Here is a 16,908-nt window from a genome sequence, read left to right on the forward strand (position 1 = left end):
TTGCGGCCCGAGCGGAGAAATGACAGTGGTGATGCGTGACGTGAACGGGCTGGCGGGGTGATGCTGGCTGCGCCATCAAATGGTGGGCCAGATGCCAAAGCGGCATCCGGCCCGCGCCTATGCATTGCGACCGGGCGCTATTTGCGCAGCGGTGAAACCTTCGTCAACCGGCATATCGAGCGGCTGTTCGGGGGCAATACAGTTGTTGTCTGTGGCCGCCGTACCGGGCAGGACAGTCTTGGCAAGCCGGTTTTCAGTCGTTTGCGCGCTGTGATGAACCCGGCTGATCTGGTGCTGGCACCGTGGCATCTATTGCAGAATTATCATCGGTATCGCGCCCCATTCGTGCCGTTTGGCATGTCGCGGCGTCAGCTTGTGGCCTTTCTGGAAGGTGAGAGGGTCGATGCTGTTCTGGCTGAGTTCGGTTCTCAGGCGGTGTCGATCTGGCCTGTCTGCAAGGCGATGGGGATTCCGGTGTTCAGCTATTTCCGTGGCCGAGATGCCAGCCGCTACCTGCAAAGCGCCAGCCGGGTTGAGGGGTACCGGCGTATGATGCCCAATCTGGCCGGGGTGTTTGCAGTATCGCAGTTTCTGCTGGATAATCTGGCGGCACAGGGGCTGTCGCATCCGAACGCATATGTGGTGCCCAGTGGCACAGATGTCGCGGCGTTCAGTCCGGGCGAGAAAACGCCCGGCCAGATGCTGTTCGTGGGCCGGTTTGTTGAGAAAAAGGCCCCAAAACTGACGCTGGATAGCTTTCTGGCGGTCGCAAGTCAGCACCCCCATGCGCGTTTGGATATGGTGGGGGATGGGCCGTTGCTGAATGCGTGCAAGGCGCTTGCTGCAAGCTCAGGTCTGGGGGACAGGGTTGTGTTTCATGGCAGGCAAAGCAGTCTGCAAGTGCGGGCGCATTTGTCGCGCGCCGATATATTTGTGCTGCATTCTGTGACGGGACAGGATGGCGAAACCGAAGGCTTGCCAAGTGCAATACAGGAAGCCATGGCGGCGGGTGCTGCGACCCTGAGCACCCGCCACGCGGGTATTCCCGAACTGGTCGAGCAGGGTATTTCCGGCATCTTGGTGGATGAAATGGACGCGTCTGGCATGCGTGAGGCAATGAATACCATGCTTGCTGATCCCGCAACAACCCGTCAGATGGGCGTGCGGGCTCGTGAAACGGCATTGGAACGGGTTGACTACCGGCGACTTTACCAGAAGGTGGAAACCGTGATCCGTCAGCAGATTGACGCAAATTCAGGGGCAAAGCGCGGATGACGAAGCCAATGCGGTCCATATGTGCCATGACAACCGTGCGCAATGATGACCTGTTCCTGACGAAATGGATCAGGCATTACGGCGATGCGCTTGGGCGCGAAAACCTTGTTGTGATCCTTGATGGACATGACCAGACCCTGCCAGAGGATGCCGGTTTTCTGAATGTGATCCGCCTGCCGCATCAACCGCTGCCGCGCGTTCCGGCAATGCGGCGGCGTGCGCGCGTGATGTCAAAGATTGCCGGCGGGCTGTTTCACTATTTCGATATGGTGATCGTGACGGATGTGGATGAATTCATCGTGGTTGACCCGGATCTGAAGCTGGGCTTGCGCGACTATCTCTCTGGCCTTGATCGACCGCCTGCGGCCATTTCTGCGCTTGGGCTGGATGTGGGCCAGCATCTCAGGCACGAAGCGCCGCTGGACCCTGACAAGCCATTTCTGGACCAGCGCAGCTATGCGCATGTCTCGGCGCGGTATACAAAACCGGCGATTGCCACCCGCCCGCTGACTTGGGGTTCGGGAATGCACCGGATCAAGGGGCGGAATTTCCGCATCGACCGAAATCTGTTTCTGTTTCATTTCGGAATGGTGGATTTCGCGCGCTCGACGGGCAAGACCGCTGACCCGGACCGGCTTGCAACGGGCTGGGAGGGGCATCTTGAGCGGCGCGAGAAGCTGTTCTCGATCATCACCAATTCCACGCCTGTAGAGGGGGATAAATATTTCCCTATTGCGCGGCGCAGGCAAACTTGGGTCCGTCCGCTGTATGCGCTGAACAAGCCGGGCATGATTCCGGGCGATCCGGTGGTACAAATTCCGCAGCGGTTTCGGGGATTGGTTTAGCGCCTCCGATCCGACACAGGGTTCGGTCAAGAGCGCCGAGGGGGCGCATTGAGGGCGTTGCAGTCTTTGACCGGCGCGGAGTCAGGGGCGTCAGCCCGCCGTGCATCGCCGGGCCGCCCCCACGGCACGGCGATTTGGCTACCACCAGCGCACAGATCTGATCTTTTAAGGACTTGGCCAGCATAAAGCGCTACAGATTCAACCGTGGACCGCCGCACCGCGGCCCAACGCTGCGCGGCTTTGTACCCAGTGCTGTATGTCCGCAAAGTCCCGAAAGAAGTTACTCGGAATTTATTATGAGGTGCAAAAGACGGGCGTGCAGGCGGGTGGGGGACTGCGCCAGTTTTGCACATAATCCGGCCGGGTCGGTTTACGTCAGCGCCCCACAGGGCCGGGAAAAGCCGGATAGCCGAGCAATTCGAAATCCCTCGCGTAAAGCTTGCGAACAAGCGCGACGGCGGGTTGCGTATAGTATTGTTCAAGTTTGCTGCTGGCGGCTGTGATTTTGGAAGTCCCTGCTTCGACCTTGTGAGGGCGCGCGAGGCGTTCCGCGTGTTCTGGGTCTTGTCCGATAGCGGATCACCACAAACGAATGGAATAATGAAAGGCACATCGACTCTCTCGGCCTCAGGCCTTTACAGCTTTCAATACACGTTCCTCCAGTTTTTCGTTCGAAAAAAGATAGGCGCGGTTGTGGATTGCGGCCCTGTCCCAGTCTTGTGACAATGCCTGCAAGATTTTTCCTGCAAGATCATGCGGATCGCCGATCTTGCACAGAAGGCCAGCGCCAGAGTTTTCAAGGATTTCCACTGCACCGGGTATTCTGGTTGCAACTACGGGGGTGCCTTGGGCAAGGGCCTCGATCACGACATTCGGAAAACCCTCCCATAGCGAGGGCAGCACAGCCAGATGAGCAGCAGCATAAAGCGTTTCCGTATCATCGACATGACCAAGGAAATCGACATCCTGTGCTATTCCAAGCGCTCCCGACAGGTTTTTCAGATCTTTTTCCAGCCGACCAGTGCCTGCAATGCTGAGTTTGCAGGTGATATCCTGGCGCAGGATCGCAAAAGCCCGCAACAGGGTTGCGATATCCTTCTGTTCTTCCAGCCTTGCAACGCAGACAATCCTGTTGGCTTCGCGGTTGCACACTGGATCAGGGTGTTTTTCGACGCTCACTCCATTGGGGATCAAGGCGATCCGGTTTTCCGGTACGCCCCAATGTCTACGAAGCTCTGTGACCATTTGCTGGGTCAGGGCAATGACAAGGTCGCATTGCCGATAGCCGAACTTGTGGACCAGCCATTTGAACTTGCGCATGAACAGCCCGCGCATCTGGGTTCTTTCCCAAGTGGACAGCGCTTCGCGCAGGATGAGCTTTGGCCGGGACGGGCAGGCCGAGAGCGAGAGCAGCATGGCGGGCAGATTGCTTGCATCCACCACAAGGCAGATATCGGGGTCGTGTTGTGCAAGAATTCGGCGCAAGGGGGCGACTGCTGACAGGTTGCGTTTTGTCCCGAAGACTTCAAGCTGAACAGACGGGTCGGGGATGTACTGGTTCAGGCTGGGGGCATGGCCGCAGGTCAGAATGACATCGTTGCCATGTTCTGCCAGAATATTCGCGTATTTGACCGCGTTTTTGCCCGCCCCACCAGAAATGGCGCGGACATAGATGACGATTCTCGGTGATTTCTTATGTCCCATATGGCACCTCGGACCGGGGTTAGGGGGCTAGGTCGGGGTGGCCTTCATACATGGATCGATCTTTTGATTTTCCGGTACGGATGTCTTCCCATATCTTGTGTCTGACGATGGGCAGGACGGGAATCTTGCTGCCAGTCATTAGCCCCAGCATGATGCGATGCTGGCCATTTCCTGATTTCATCAATTCGCCCTGCCTGCCGATACAGATGACAACAGGATGCGCATTTTCCTTGAAGCCGTCGCGTTTGATGCTTTCGATCAAGCGATCTGCCCGTTCGCAACGGTTGAGGATATCATCGTGATTGCGGCAATCATTCCAAGGGCGCAGGCCCTTTTCGACCTTTTCGACCACAGACGCATAAAACTCGGTTTCCTGCCACGGTTTTCTGTTGTGATATCGATCCTCAAGCGCTTTGAACAGCAGTCCTTTGCGCGGGGCATAGGGCCTGACATGGGTGTCCCAATCGCCATCTTCGACCATGCCGATGGCGCGGTATTTGCAAAACCGTCCATTGCGCAGCGGTGCCAGATAATCTTCCTGCTTCAAACTGTTGGGGCGCAGTGTGCTGTTGATGGTATCGGGGTCAACCCAGATCTGTCGGTACGGGTTTCCCTTGGTCACAGAGCCGGGCCGTGTCACACGATACCATGTCAGGCGCAGCCTGTAGAGGATGTGCTTTTGAATATATCCGAGCCCTGAGCCGCCGCTCATTGTTGCACTCCAGACATGGCGCTGCCCTGTATCCTTGAAACTGGCGATGCTGATAGGGGCTTTGCTGCGCAGGGGCAAGCGCGTTGTCCATTCGGGCGTGCCGAGGGCATGGACTTCGGTGCGTATAGTGACATGGCGTCCTAGCCTCTGCGCTGGGCTTTATCAGACCCCTGCACATAATGATCCCGATACCAGCGCACGAAGCGGGCGACGCCTTCGCCTATATCTGTTGCAGGACGGTAGCCTGTCAGGCGCATCAGCAGGCTGCTATCGGCCCATGTGGCGGGCACGTCGCCTTGTTGCATCTCCATATAGTTGCGCGTGGCACTCAGGCCGGTTGCGGCCTCGATCTGGTCGATGAAATCTTCCAGCCGCACTTTGGTTGAGTTGCCGATATTGACCACGCGGAATGGCGCGACGGGAGAGAGGCTGTCGCCTTCGACGCGGCTGGTTTCGGCCGGAACGGCATCAAACAGCAGGCGGACGCCGCGCACCAGATCATCGACATAGGTAAAGTCCCGCCACATCTCGCCGTGGTTATAGACGTCGATGGGGCTGCCTTCCAGAATGGCGCGGGTGAATTTGAACAGGGCCATATCTGGGCGACCCCACGGCCCGTAGACCGTGAAGAAGCGGAACATGGTGATGGGCAGGTCATGGATATGTGCCCAGGAATGGGCCATGGCCTCATTGGCTTTTTTGGTCGCCGCATAGAATGACATCTGGGTGTCGGCCTTGTGGGCCTCAGCATAGGGCATGTCTGTATTCGCGCCGTAAACCGATGAGGTCGATGCCATCAGCAGATGTTTGGGCTGAGCTTCGCGCGCGGCTTCCATCAAGTTGAACGTGCCGATGATATTGGCATCGACATAGGCGCGCGGGTTCTCGATGGAATACCGCACCCCGGCTTGGGCTGCCAGATGAACGATCACGTCGGGCCGGGCATCTGTTACGGCGTGCGAAAGCGCGCTTGCATCTTCGAGCATGGCCTCGGTTGCGGTGAAATGCGCGTGCTGGTGCAGCATGTCATGGCGCTGGCGCTTGAGCGTGACATCATAGTAATCGGTCATGCCGTCAAAGCCCGCGACCTGCCAGCCTTCCTGCAACAGCAACTCGGCCAGATGAAAGCCGATGAACCCGGCCGTTCCCGTGATAAAAGCGCGCTTCATTCGGCGGCGTCTTTTGTCGCATCTGTCGGAGCGGGGGCAGTGGCGCGGCCAACGCCTTCATATTTCACGAAGCCTGCGGCAAGGGCGTCATCGCGGCTATAGATATTGCGCAGATCGGCCATGACGGGCGTGGTCATCGACGCGGCCAGTCGCTTCAGGTCCAGTGCGCGAAACTGGTTCCATTCCGTCAGGATCAGCAGGCAATCCGCGCCCTCTGCGGCAGCGTATGGGTCCGTCTGCCAGTCCACACCGGGCAAAAGCGCTTCGCCTTCCTTGCGGCCATGCGGGTCCACCACACGCACGCGCGCCCCGCCGCCCACCAGTGCTGGCACGACTGTCAGCGAGGGGGCCTCGCGCATGTCATCGGTTTCAGGCTTGAAGGTCACGCCCAGAACCGCGACGGTCTTGCCATTCACAGACCCGCCACACAGGTCCATCACCTTGTCGATCATGCGCCGCTTGGTCAGGTCATTGACTGCGATCACGGTTTCCGTAATCCGCTGCGGCACGCCATGTTCCTGACCGATCCGCGCCAGCGCGCTGGTATCCTTGGGAAAGCATGACCCGCCGTAGCCCGGCCCGGCATGCAGGAATTTGTTGCCGATGCGCCCGTCCAGCCCCATTCCTTTGGCAACCGATTTCACATCTGCGCCCACCCGTTCACACAGGGCAGCGATTTCATTTATGAAACTGATCTTGGTGGCCAGAAAGGCATTCGCGGCATATTTGATCATCTCTGCGGATTCGAGGTCGGTAAAGACGATGGGGAAATCGCGTAGAAACAGCGGGCGGTAAATGTCGCCCATCACCTCTTGCGCGCGATCACTCTCAACACCGACGACAACGCGATCAGGTTTCATGAAATCGTCAATCGCGGCACCTTCGCGCAGGAATTCGGGGTTGGAGGCCACGTCAAATTCCGCGTCAGGACGGGTTTTGCGGATCACCTCGGCCACTTTGCGGTTCGTGCCGACGGGGACGGTCGATTTCGTGACCACCACGGCATAGCCGGTCAGGGCATTCGCTATATCTGCGGCGGCTGCCATCACATAGGTCAGGTCTGCATGGCCATCGCCGCGCCGGGTTGGTGTGCCGACCGCAATGAACACCGCATCGGCCCCATCGACTGCGGCAGCGAGGTCCGTGGTGAATGTCAGCCGTCCCGCTTCGACATTGCGCGCCATGACGGCATCAAGGCCAGGCTCGTAGATCGGGACTTCGCCGCGTTCCAGCGTGGCGATTTTTTCGGGCATCTTGTCTACGCAAACCACATCATGCCCGAAGTCGGAAAAGCACACACCCGACACAAGCCCTACATAGCCGGTACCTATCATTGCAATTTTCATGTCTCGCCCTGTCGCTGCCCCGCATTACCGGATGTGCCCGTATCATATCTGCGTGCGAGAGTATAAGCCAGAACCGACGTTAATCCTGTTGCAGGCTGGATTTTGCGCTGTACGGCGGTGGTGCTCAGGTGCCGAATTTCTGCCCGCTTTGCTGAAAGCTTTTGTAGCTTGCCATAAGGTCGTTGAATTTACCGCCTTGAACCGCGACATGCGCGCGCAGGGCCACAGCGACGTCGTCTGCATTGCCATTTTCAAGCGCTTCCAGAATGGCGCGGTGTTCCGACAAGGATTGTTCCAGCCGGCCCCGGACCCGCAATTGAAGCCGCCGATAGGGTTTCAAGCGACGGTGCAACTGACCCGCCTGATCCGCAAGAAACTGGTTGCCCGACGCCTTGTAGAGCAGGTGATGAAACTTTTCATTCTCTGCGTAATAGCGGTCTGAGTCGTTGTTGGCGACGGCATCTTCGCAGGCGATCACGGTGCGATACAGTTCTGCAAGGTCCTGTTGTGTGACCCGCCGCGCGGCCAGCCTGCCGCAAAATGCCTCTAGCTCGGCCATGACCTCGAACATCTCTATCATGTCGCTTAGATCGGGGTGGCGCACAAAAGCGCCGCGATGGGGAATCAGTTCCAGCAGGCCCGACGCGGCGAGGCTTTGGAATGCTTCGCGCAACGGCGTGCGAGAGCAGCCGAATTTTTCGGAAAGCGAGATTTCATCCAGCCTTTCCCCGTTCACCAACTCGCCGGTGACGATCATATGTTCAAGCGCCTCCCGGACGCTGTCGGCTCTGCGCGATGACATTTCTAGTGCCCCAGCTTCTCTGATCTTGTCTTAGTATACCACTGTGTATTTCGCAATTCCAATATTGTATACAAAAATCTTGACTTTGTATTCTCAATGGCCTTCACTGTATCCACATTGTTGAGGAGCAATGAATCAGCGCAAGGGCAGGGAGACCCTTCGCCCAAGTTTCAGGGAGGAAAAGATGAGAATTTTATCACTAGCGGCCGCGTCTGTACTGGCAATCACATCCATTGTCGGATCGCAGGCGGCACAGGCGCAACAGCTTCGCCTGTCGCATCAGTGGTCCACTGCCGATCTGCGCCATCAGGTTGCGCAAATGATCGCGGATGATCTGGACGAGGCCGATGTCGGCCTGTCAATCCGGATCTTCCCTTCGGCATCACTGTTCTCCGCGACTGAGCAGTACCAGCCTGTCAGCCGTGGCCAGCTTGATATGACGGTTTATCCGCTGTCTTACGCGGGCGGCCAGCGGCCTGAATTCAACCTGACACTGATGCCCGGCCTTGTACGCAACCATGACCACGGCGCGCGACTGAACGATTCGCCCTTCATGGAGCGGCTTGAAGAATTGATGGCCGAAGATGATGTCATGGTTCTGGTGCACGGCTATCTGGCGGGCGGGTTTGCGGCCAAGGACGGTTGCATCACACGGCCAGAGCATATGGAGGGCCGCAATGTCCGCGCAGCGGGCCGCGCGTTTGAGCAGATGCTTGCAGCTGCAGGGGCGTCCATTTCGTCCATGGCATCCTCGGAGATCTATAACGGGATGCAGACAGGCGTTCTGGATGCGGTGAACACCTCTTCCTCGTCTTTCGTGTCGTTCCGCCTGTATGAGCAGGTCGATTGCTACACGCCGGCTGGTGATATTGCGCTGTGGTTCATGTATCAGCCCTTGTTGATGAACAAATCAACATTCGAGGGCCTGAGCGAGGAACAGCAGGAGGTGCTTCTGGCGGCGGCTGCGCGCGCCGAGGAGTGGTATCTGGAACAGGCCAAGCTGGATGATGTCCGTTCTGTCGAAGTGTATCAGGAAAACGGCGTCGAGATTGCCGAGATGACGGCCGAGGATTTCGAGGCATGGCGCGCGCTGGCGATGGAGTCGGCCTATGCGTCTTTCGTCGATCAGGTTCCGAATGGTCAGGAACTGCTCGATATGGCGTTCGCGGTCGAGTGATCGACCCGTAACACGGGCGCGGTGAGAGCCGCGCCCACTTTCTTTTCTCACAGATTACCAGGAGTCATGTCTAATGGCCTTGCCGACCGTTGACGCCGGATGGCGACGCGGCGCAGATTTTCTTGTCCGCAGTATCGGGGGTCTGTCGACCCTGTGCGGCTGGATCGCAGCGTCCATGATCCTCGCCTCAGTCTTCATAACCTGCCAGATGATCTTTGTGCGCTTTGTTCTGCGCCAGTCAACGATCTGGCAGACGGAAACCGTGATCTATCTGATGATCGCGGCCACGATGCTGGGCCTGCCCTATGTGCAGAAACTGCGCGGACATGTGAATGTGGACCTGTTGCCCCTGTGGCTAAGCCCCTTGCCGCGCAAGCTGCTGGCGATTGTCGTGCTGCTGTCGGGCATTGTGGTGCTGGGCATCATGGGGTTCTACGCTTTTGAGCATTGGCATACGGCCTTTCAGCGCGGTTGGCGGTCATCCAGCGTCTGGGGACCACCGCTATGGATTCCTTATCTGGCAATGCCACTGGGTTTTGCGCTTTTCATCCTACAGCTTCTGGCCGATCTGCTGGCCTTGCTGACAGGTCGCGACACTGCTTTCGGACTGGAGGCTGACTGATGGACCCGCTTATTCTTGGCGCACTTGTTGCTGTTGCGACCATTGCCGTGCTGTTTTCCGGTGTTTCGGTTGCGACCGGCCTGCTGATTGTGTCCGGCCTGTTCCTTGTCCTGTTCGAGGGGATGTGGGCGCTGGAGCTGATGCCTGATAAATTCTTCGGCAAGCTGAATTCCTTTGCACTTCTGTCGATTCCGATGTTCATCATCATGGGCTCGGCCATATCCTCGACGCGGGCAGGTGCGGACCTGTATGAAGCGCTGGAACGCTGGCTGACCCGCGTGCCGGGCGGGCTGGTCATGTCCAACCTTGGGGCCTGTGCGCTGTTTTCGGCCATGTCCGGGTCCAGCCCTGCGACCTGCGCGGCCATAGGCAAGATGGGTATCCCTGAGATGCGCAAGCGCGGCTACCCGGAAGAGGTGGCAGCAGGGTCCATCGCCGCCGGTGGGACGCTGGGCATTCTGATCCCGCCATCGGTGACAATGATCGTTTATGGCATTGCCACGGAAACCTCTATCGGGCGGCTGTTTCTGGCGGGTGTGCTGCCGGGGCTGATGCTGGTGGGGCTGTTCATGGTGTGGTCGGTCTATTCGACCTGGCGCAATACGGGCCTGTCTGTCATGTCGGCCCGCAGCTATTCGCTGCGCGAGAAGCTGGAAATCCTGCCGCGCGTGATCCCCTTCCTGCTGGTGATCGTGGGGGTGCTCTATGCCATGTATGGCGGCATCGCCACGCCGTCGGAAACCGCTGCGGTCGGTGCGCTTCTGTGTCTGTTGATGGCGATTGTCATCTACCGCATGTGGTCGCCAAAATCGCTTTGGGTGGTGCTGCGCGACTCCACGCGGGAATCGGTGATGATCCTGTTCATCATCGGGGCTGCGGGCGTGTTCAGCTACATGCTGTCGTCGCTGTTCATCACGCAATCCATCGCGATGTGGATTTCCGATCTGGATGTGAACCGCTGGGTTCTGCTGGGGGCGGTCAATGTCTTTTTGCTGATCGCAGGGTTCTTTTTGCCGCCGGTCGCGGTGATCTTGATGGCGGCGCCGATCTTGCTGCCGATCATTCTGGCCGCGGATTTCGACCCATACTGGTTCGCAGTCATTCTGACGATCAACATGGAAATCGGTCTGATTTCGCCGCCTGTGGGGCTTAACCTGTATGTGATCAGTTCCATCGCGCCCGATATCAAGCTGAAAACCATCCTCAAAGGGTCCATGCCCTATGTGGGCTGCATGGTTCTTGCAATCGTGATCTTGTGCGTCTTTCCGGGGATCGCCACATGGTTACCAGATCTTGTTATGGGGCCGGTAAGATGACACGCACAGGTTATTTGGGCGATCTTCTCAGCCAGTTGGCAGAACGCCGTTTTGTTCCGCTGCGCGCGGTATCGGACAAGCCGCTGCGCGAAATGTGTGCCGCGCTGATCGCGGGCGAGGGCGAGGTTTCGACCATGCGTCTTGCAGGCGATATCCTTGCGTCCTATGCGCGGCTTGATGAAACAGGGAAGCGCGCGTTTTTCGCGCTTCTGGCAGAGGAGTATGACATCACCCCCGAAGCTGTCACGCAGGCCGCTTTGCGCTACGGCGAGGACCGTGATGCCAATACCCTGCGATGGTTGCTGGAAGCGGCAGAGCCGAAGCGACAAAGCCTGTTGCGCCGGTTGAACCATGCCCCCGGTGCCACAGGAGAGTTGGTGCGTATGCGCCGCGACCTGTTGCGCCTGCTGCCAGAGATGCCGGAACTTGCGCGGGTTGATCTGGATTTCGCACATCTGTTTCAGTCCTGGTTTAATCGGGGCTTTCTGGTGCTGAAACAGGTGACCTGGGAAAGCCCTGCGCGGTTGTTGGAAAAGATCATCGAATATGAGGCGGTCCATGCGATTGGCGATTGGGAAGCGCTGCGCGCGCGGGTGGACCCGAAGGACAGGCGCTGTTTCGCATTCCTGCACCCGGCCATGCCTGATGAGCCGCTGATCTTTGTTGAGGTGGCCCTGACCAAGGGCATACCGAATTCGGTGCAAAACCTTCTGGCCCCCGACCGCACCTGTCTGGATGCCGCCCAAACCGATACAGCGACCTTCTATTCCATTTCAAATTGTCAGGTGGGGTTGAAGGGGATCAGCTTTGGCAATTCCTTGATCAAGCAGGTGGTCGCGTTGTTGCAGCAGGAATTCCCGCATCTGCGCAATTTCGTCACCCTGTCGCCAATTCCCGGCCTTGTCGCATGGATGCGTGAATTGGCCGAACAGGGCGATAGTGCCGCGCAGTCCTGTCTGGAGGCCGATCACAGTGCCGACAAGGCCGCAGCCCAAAGCCTGCGCGCCTTTGGTGCGCGCTATCTGCTGGAGGCCAAGGACAACAAGGGGCGCCCGCGCGACCCGGTTGCGCGGTTTCATCTGCATAATGGCGCATTGGTCCATGAAATACACGCACAGGCCGATACCTCTGCGCGTGGGCTGCGCCAGTCATGCGGGGCAATGGTGAATTACCTGTATGATCTGGAACAGGTAGAGGCCAATCACGAAAGCTACGCCGCCCAGCACAAGATCGCCAGCACGCGAAGCATGCGCCAATTGGCACGCGTCAAGCCGGACTGACCGGCATGTGCCACAGGAATTTTACGAGAAGGAGTTTCCGCTGATGTCAAACCCCCTGTATGACGCGTTATTCGCGCCGCTCTCGGGCAATGACCGTCCATTTCTGTATTTGCACGATGACACGGTGCTGAGTGCGGATGCGTTCCATCGCATGATCGCGCGCTATGCCAATGCGCTGGGCGCGGCAGGTGTCGCAACGGGCGAGCGGGTTGTCGTGCAGGCCGCCAAAAGCCCCCGGATGCTGGCGGTCTATGGCGCGGCTGTCACGGCGGGCGCGGTATTTCTGCCCTTGAATACGGCCTATACAGCAGAAGAGCTGGAATATTTCGTCTCGGATTGCGGGGCAAGCCTGCTGCTGGTGGACCCCGCGCGGATAGAGGCACTAACGCCAGTGGCCCGCAAGCTTGGTGTGCGGCTGGAAAGCCTTGGTGAGGGGGGCAGTTTTGATGCCATCGCACAAGTCTGCGACGACAGTTTCGCGGCTGTGCCACGCGCAGAAGATGACCTGACTGCCCTGCTTTATACCTCAGGCACAACCGGGCGGTCCAAGGGCGCGATGCTGACCCAGCGCAACCTGCTGTCCAATGCGCAGACCTTGGTTGATCTGTGGCGCTTCACCCCGGACGATGTGCTGCTGCATGCCTTGCCGATCTTTCACACGCATGGGCTGTTCGTGGCCAGCAATGTGGTGTTGCTGGCGGGCGCAAGCATGATCTTCCTGCCCAAATTCGACATCGAGCAGATTTTCGCAGCACTGCCACGGGCCACCACCATGATGGGCGTACCGACCTTTTACACCCGTATGCTGGACGACCCGCGCCTGAGCCGCGACACGGTGGGCCATATGCGGTTGTTCGTGTCCGGGTCTGCGCCCCTATTGGCCGAAACGCATGTGGCCTGGTCGGCGCGCACGGGCCACGCCATTCTGGAACGCTACGGCATGACTGAAACCAATATGCTGACATCCAACCCTTATGAGGGCGCGCGTCGTGCGGGCACAGTGGGCCATGCCCTGCCGGGGGTGGAATTGCGCATTGCCGATCCCGACACAGGCGCAGAGCTGCCGCAGGGCGAGACAGGCATGATCGAGGTGCGCGGGCCGAATGTGTTCAAGGGCTATTGGCAAATGCCCGAGAAAACCGCCGCCGAATTCCGCAAGGACGGGTTCTTCATGACCGGCGATCTGGGAATGATCGATGATCAGGGTTATGTCAATATTGTTGGTCGGGCCAAGGATCTGATCATCTCTGGCGGGTATAATGTGTACCCCAAGGAAGTGGAAATGGTGCTGGATGACATGCCGGGCGTGGCAGAGAGCGCCGTTATCGGCCTGCCGCACCCTGATTTCGGTGAGGCGGTGGTGGCTGTGCTGGCCCAAGGCGACACAGCGCCGGATATTGCCGGGATCGAGGGGGCCTTGCGCGACAAGCTTGCACGCTACAAGCAGCCCAAAGCCTATATCGTCTTGCCTGAATTGCCCCGCAACACGATGGGCAAGGTGCAAAAGGCCGCCTTGCGGCAGCAATATGAAACCCAGTTCAAGGAGCCAGCCCAGTGACAATGGCACGATCGGTGATTTTCGAGGCCCCCGGCGGCCCTGAGGTGATGAAATTTGTAGAACGCCCCTTGGGCGAACCGGGCCCCGGGGAAGTGCGCATCCGGCACCATGCCTGCGGGCTGAATTATATCGACATTTACCAGCGCTCTGGCGTCTATCCTTTGCCCCTGCCGCATGGGCTGGGCATGGAAGGTGCCGGTATTGTCGAGGCCGTGGGCGAGGGGGTGCAACATCTGGCTGAGGGCGACCGCGTTGCCTATGCATCGGCACCGCCCGGCGCATATTGTGATGCGCGGGTGATGTCAGCGGCACAGGTGTGCAGGCTGCCTGATGGCATAGATTTCCGCACGGGCGCGGCAATGATGTTGCAGGGGCTGACGGTCGAATACCTTTTCCACCGCACAGTTCCCCTGAAAGCAGGCGATACGGTCCTGTTCCATGCCGCAGCGGGTGGGGTTGGCCTGATTGCCTGCCAATGGGCGCGGGCGCTGGGCATCCGGCTGATCGGCACAGCAGGCACAGACGAGAAATGCGCCCTTGCCCGTGAATACGGCGCGGCAGAGGTCATCAATTACGCGCGCGAGGATTTTGTGACGCGCGTGCGCGAATTGACGGACGGGCGCGGCGTGGATGTGGTGATGGATTCAGTTGGAAAGGCCACATTCGAAGGGTCGCTGGATTGTCTGCGCCCTGTCGGCATGATGATCAGCTTTGGCAATGCCTCTGGCAAGGTGCCGCCATTCGATTTGGGCATTCTGGGGGCAAAGGGCTGTCTGCAACTGACACGCCCCACGCTTTTCGTGCATATTGCGCATCAGGAAACATGCCAGAAAATGGCCGCGCATCTGTTCGAGATGGTGGAAAGCGGCAAGGTCGAGATCCGTATCGGGCAGGAATTCGCCTTGCAGGATGTGGCAGAGGCCCATCGCCAAATGGAAGCGCGCAGCACAACCGGAAGCTCGGTCCTGATCGTCTAGCGCCATTGACGCAGTTCAAGCGGCCCCCCGACCCTGGTCGTGGTCGAGGGGCCTGCCCGCCGGGCCCAACTTTGCCCGACGGGATAATCAGCGCGGCAACAGAACGCTGTCAACGACGTGGATCACGCCATTGGACTGGTTAACATCGCTGATTGTAACCCGCCCTGCATTGCCTGACTGATCATAAATCCAGAGGCTGCGCCCCCGGACCTGCGCGCTGAGCGGCGCGCCGGAAAGGGTTTCCATGTGAAAGAAGCCATCGCGGCTGGCGCGTGCCCGGCGCATGATTTCAGCGCCGGACAGGTTTCCGGCAACAACATGGGATGTAAGTATTCGTTGCAGCATGGCGCGGTTTTCGGGCTGGAGCAGCGTGTCGACCGTGCCATCCGGCAGCGCGTCGAAGGCCGCATTGACTGGTGCAAACACAGTCATCGGGCCGGGGCCTTGCAGCGCATCGGCAAGTTCGGCGGCCTGCACAGCGGCCACGAGGGTGGTATGGTCGGCCGAGTTGATCGCATTCTCGACAATGTTGCGTTCGGCCAGCATGGGCGCGCCACCGACCATCGGGTTGGCCACAGCCAGTGCGGGCGCAAGGCCCAGACCAAGGGCAAGTGCAGTTATCTTGAAGGTATTGAGCATATTGGCGTCCTCTTGTGTCACGCGCGCTTATGCGCCGATGCAAAAGGGACGGTCGTTCAGAGAGATTAGTTTCAGAGGGGGGCGAAAAACTGTCTTTGTGTCAGGATTGGTGATGGGGCGAAAATGGCGGGTCGTGTTTGCTGGCAGATGCTAGAAAAAAAGGTTGCCGCTTTGAGGGCTGAACGGACGGTCGCTATCGATACGATGTCAGCGAACACACGGGTTGAATTGACTCAAAATCTGGTGCTCACTCTTTAGCTGACCGCGTTTTACAGATAGGGCATAATCCAAGCGGAAAATCTAAGTGTCTTATGATAACGAATTGAAGCGAGCAACATGGCTGATTATCTCCACTTTGAATGCGTCAAGGAACACCGTGGTTCCTACTTCGTAGAGTATAGACCGCCGGTGTCGAACCAAAAATTCGCAACCCTCGATCTCATATTCCTCAAATCAGTTTCTTGGGAAGAAGTAAGTATTTTTGTTGAACAGGAAATCAGATTTTGGCTAGGGCGTTATCCTGTGCCATTAATGGTCAGTGCTTGGGATGATGCAGAGGCGATGCTCCGTCCGCTTGGTTCCGGTCGCGGTTCTTTAGTCGCTTGGGTTTCACCCAAGAGTGGCGAGATTAAGCAATCATGGGACGTCAATGATTTGGATAGATATCTTGAGCAGTATTTTGTTACTCCTGATTGGCAAGAGGTATATGCAGACTTAAAGTTTCGCACACATGATGAGGTTAAATCAGAAGCACGGAAGAGGGCTTCAGAACAAGTAAAGCAAGTCAAATTACTGAAATTGTTACTAATACTATGGCTAGTAGCAATCCCTCTTGGATACGCGCTAATTGAGTTTTTTGGCCCCGAGTGGTTAGGTTTTATCGGGCTTGGCTTCGTACTTTGGAAGGCATTCATGCTGTCGCTGCGGATTTGGGGTAGAGCAAAGCCTTCGCCGAAAGAACTTGAAAAAGCTGAAAAGCAAAGAAAGATGGACCACTATTTTTACCATTGTGAGCGAAATCCTACTGGCTTTTGGCGGCTGAAAAATGAGAACTTCGAAAATGACAGTCGTGAACGGGTTCGAAAAGACGCCAATCAAATGGAAAGCAAGCCGGATTAAATATGCTTTATTCTTAACTTATGATATGTTTGGATGCGCAACTATTTTGCTGTTTGATTGAATGAAATTTTATCGAATAACAACCAGCAAAGGTGCATAAGAGGCCAGCGGCAGCTTGGTCCCGCCTCGCGGAGATCGGAGCTAGGCGCAAAGCGCGGAATCGAGGCCGAAGGCCGCCGCGCATCGCCGCACCGCGGCCCGACGCTACGCGGCTTTTCATCCGGCCTCGCAATGTCTGCGAAGTCCCGCCTCCCGGAGATCGGAGCCAGGCGCAAAGCGTGGAATTAAAACCGAAGGCCGCCGTGCCTCAAAGGGCCGCCCCCACGGCTCGGCGATTTGGTTGCCCCAAGCGCTTCGATCTGATCTT

Annotated in this window: 15 protein-coding genes; 9 read left to right on the plus strand and 6 right to left on the minus strand. The window is 58.0% G+C overall.

The annotated features are described in order from the left end of the window. The first annotated feature begins 60 nt into the window (after nucleotides 1-60). A complete protein-coding gene (locus EV660_RS03175; RefSeq protein WP_071481429.1) occupies nucleotides 61-1,275 on the plus strand; it encodes a glycosyltransferase in 1,215 nt (404 codons plus the stop codon). Between the two features lie 26 nt (nucleotides 1,276-1,301). Continuing rightward, nucleotides 1,302-2,120 (plus strand): glycosyltransferase family 2 protein, encoded by an 819-nt coding sequence (locus EV660_RS03180; protein ID WP_211116204.1) that lies wholly within the window; start codon nucleotides 1,302-1,304, stop codon nucleotides 2,118-2,120. A 627-nt stretch (nucleotides 2,121-2,747) separates the two neighbouring features. Here the strand turns inward: EV660_RS03180 and EV660_RS03185 are convergent. The 5 genes from EV660_RS03185 to EV660_RS03205 all read right to left on the minus strand — a co-directional run bounded on the left by EV660_RS03185 (nucleotide 2,748) and on the right by EV660_RS03205 (nucleotide 7,853). Further along, a complete protein-coding gene (locus tag EV660_RS03185) occupies nucleotides 2,748-3,824 on the minus strand; it encodes a glycosyltransferase (protein WP_071481428.1) in 1,077 nt (358 codons plus the stop codon). Nucleotides 3,825-3,843: 19 nt separating this feature from the next. Further along, the gene (locus EV660_RS03190) at nucleotides 3,844-4,536 is read right to left on the minus strand and encodes a hypothetical protein (RefSeq protein ID WP_100319187.1); all 693 of its coding nucleotides are present in this window, start codon (nucleotides 4,534-4,536) and stop codon (nucleotides 3,844-3,846) included. A 140-nt stretch (nucleotides 4,537-4,676) separates the two neighbouring features. After that, a complete protein-coding gene (locus EV660_RS03195; protein WP_071481426.1) occupies nucleotides 4,677-5,705 on the minus strand; it encodes an SDR family NAD(P)-dependent oxidoreductase in 1,029 nt (342 codons plus the stop codon). Then, on the minus strand, nucleotides 5,702-7,051 hold the full coding sequence (locus EV660_RS03200; protein WP_071481425.1) for a UDP-glucose dehydrogenase family protein: 1,350 nt from the start codon (nucleotides 7,049-7,051) through the stop codon (nucleotides 5,702-5,704). Before EV660_RS03200 ends, EV660_RS03195 begins: the two co-directional genes overlap by 4 nt. 124 nt (nucleotides 7,052-7,175) lie before the next feature. Further along, on the minus strand, nucleotides 7,176-7,853 hold the full coding sequence (locus EV660_RS03205) for a GntR family transcriptional regulator (RefSeq protein ID WP_071481424.1): 678 nt from the start codon (nucleotides 7,851-7,853) through the stop codon (nucleotides 7,176-7,178). Between the two features lie 184 nt (nucleotides 7,854-8,037). Between EV660_RS03205 and dctP the strand changes: the two genes are divergently transcribed. From dctP to EV660_RS03235, 6 genes are all read left to right on the plus strand, one after another. After that, nucleotides 8,038-9,030 (plus strand): TRAP transporter substrate-binding protein DctP, encoded by a 993-nt coding sequence (gene dctP / locus EV660_RS03210; RefSeq protein ID WP_071482261.1) that lies wholly within the window; start codon nucleotides 8,038-8,040, stop codon nucleotides 9,028-9,030. Nucleotides 9,031-9,103: 73 nt separating this feature from the next. Continuing rightward, complete coding sequence (locus tag EV660_RS03215) at nucleotides 9,104-9,652, plus strand: TRAP transporter small permease subunit (protein WP_071481423.1); 549 nt, start codon at nucleotides 9,104-9,106, stop codon at nucleotides 9,650-9,652. Continuing rightward, nucleotides 9,652-10,968, plus strand: a complete 1,317-nt coding sequence (locus EV660_RS03220) for a TRAP transporter large permease (protein ID WP_071481422.1) — start codon at nucleotides 9,652-9,654, stop codon at nucleotides 10,966-10,968. The genes EV660_RS03215 and EV660_RS03220 overlap by 1 nt, the downstream gene beginning before the upstream one ends. Further along, nucleotides 10,965-12,248 (plus strand): malonyl-CoA decarboxylase domain-containing protein, encoded by a 1,284-nt coding sequence (locus EV660_RS03225; RefSeq protein ID WP_071481421.1) that lies wholly within the window; start codon nucleotides 10,965-10,967, stop codon nucleotides 12,246-12,248. The genes EV660_RS03220 and EV660_RS03225 overlap by 4 nt, the downstream gene beginning before the upstream one ends. Nucleotides 12,249-12,291: 43 nt before the next feature. Further along, a complete protein-coding gene (locus EV660_RS03230) occupies nucleotides 12,292-13,806 on the plus strand; it encodes a malonate--CoA ligase (RefSeq protein ID WP_071481420.1) in 1,515 nt (504 codons plus the stop codon). A gap of 2 nt (nucleotides 13,807-13,808) precedes the next feature. Beyond that, nucleotides 13,809-14,783 (plus strand): quinone oxidoreductase family protein, encoded by a 975-nt coding sequence (locus EV660_RS03235; protein ID WP_071481419.1) that lies wholly within the window; start codon nucleotides 13,809-13,811, stop codon nucleotides 14,781-14,783. Between the two features lie 87 nt (nucleotides 14,784-14,870). Here EV660_RS03235 and EV660_RS03240 read toward each other — a convergent pair whose 3' ends face one another. Continuing rightward, nucleotides 14,871-15,422, minus strand: a complete 552-nt coding sequence (locus EV660_RS03240; protein ID WP_071482260.1) for a fasciclin domain-containing protein — start codon at nucleotides 15,420-15,422, stop codon at nucleotides 14,871-14,873. A gap of 336 nt (nucleotides 15,423-15,758) precedes the next feature. Between EV660_RS03240 and EV660_RS03245 the strand changes: the two genes are divergently transcribed. After that, on the plus strand, nucleotides 15,759-16,541 hold the full coding sequence (locus EV660_RS03245) for a hypothetical protein (RefSeq protein ID WP_071481418.1): 783 nt from the start codon (nucleotides 15,759-15,761) through the stop codon (nucleotides 16,539-16,541). Nucleotides 16,542-16,908: the final 367 nt, after the last annotated feature.

Source organism: Roseinatronobacter bogoriensis DSM 18756, assembly GCF_004366635.1.
GTDB lineage: Bacteria > Pseudomonadota > Alphaproteobacteria > Rhodobacterales > Rhodobacteraceae > Roseinatronobacter > Roseinatronobacter bogoriensis.

Coding starts and splice junctions, on each gene's coding strand:
- EV660_RS03240 (WP_071482260.1), bottom strand. CDS start 15,422: ATGCTCAATACCTTCAAGATAACTGCACTTGCCCTTGGTCTGGGCCTT.
- EV660_RS03245 (WP_071481418.1), top strand. CDS start 15,759: ATGGCTGATTATCTCCACTTTGAATGCGTCAAGGAACACCGTGGTTCC.
- EV660_RS03235 (WP_071481419.1), top strand. CDS start 13,809: ATGGCACGATCGGTGATTTTCGAGGCCCCCGGCGGCCCTGAGGTGATG.
- EV660_RS03195 (WP_071481426.1), bottom strand. CDS start 5,705: ATGAAGCGCGCTTTTATCACGGGAACGGCCGGGTTCATCGGCTTTCAT.
- EV660_RS03180 (WP_211116204.1), top strand. CDS start 1,302: ATGACAACCGTGCGCAATGATGACCTGTTCCTGACGAAATGGATCAGG.
- EV660_RS03190 (WP_100319187.1), bottom strand. CDS start 4,536: ATGAGCGGCGGCTCAGGGCTCGGATATATTCAAAAGCACATCCTCTAC.
- EV660_RS03205 (WP_071481424.1), bottom strand. CDS start 7,853: ATGTCATCGCGCAGAGCCGACAGCGTCCGGGAGGCGCTTGAACATATG.
- EV660_RS03175 (WP_071481429.1), top strand. CDS start 61: ATGCTGGCTGCGCCATCAAATGGTGGGCCAGATGCCAAAGCGGCATCC.
- EV660_RS03185 (WP_071481428.1), bottom strand. CDS start 3,824: ATGGGACATAAGAAATCACCGAGAATCGTCATCTATGTCCGCGCCATT.
- EV660_RS03230 (WP_071481420.1), top strand. CDS start 12,292: ATGTCAAACCCCCTGTATGACGCGTTATTCGCGCCGCTCTCGGGCAAT.
- dctP (WP_071482261.1), top strand. CDS start 8,038: ATGAGAATTTTATCACTAGCGGCCGCGTCTGTACTGGCAATCACATCC.
- EV660_RS03215 (WP_071481423.1), top strand. CDS start 9,104: ATGGCCTTGCCGACCGTTGACGCCGGATGGCGACGCGGCGCAGATTTT.
- EV660_RS03200 (WP_071481425.1), bottom strand. CDS start 7,051: ATGAAAATTGCAATGATAGGTACCGGCTATGTAGGGCTTGTGTCGGGT.
- EV660_RS03220 (WP_071481422.1), top strand. CDS start 9,652: ATGGACCCGCTTATTCTTGGCGCACTTGTTGCTGTTGCGACCATTGCC.
- EV660_RS03225 (WP_071481421.1), top strand. CDS start 10,965: ATGACACGCACAGGTTATTTGGGCGATCTTCTCAGCCAGTTGGCAGAA.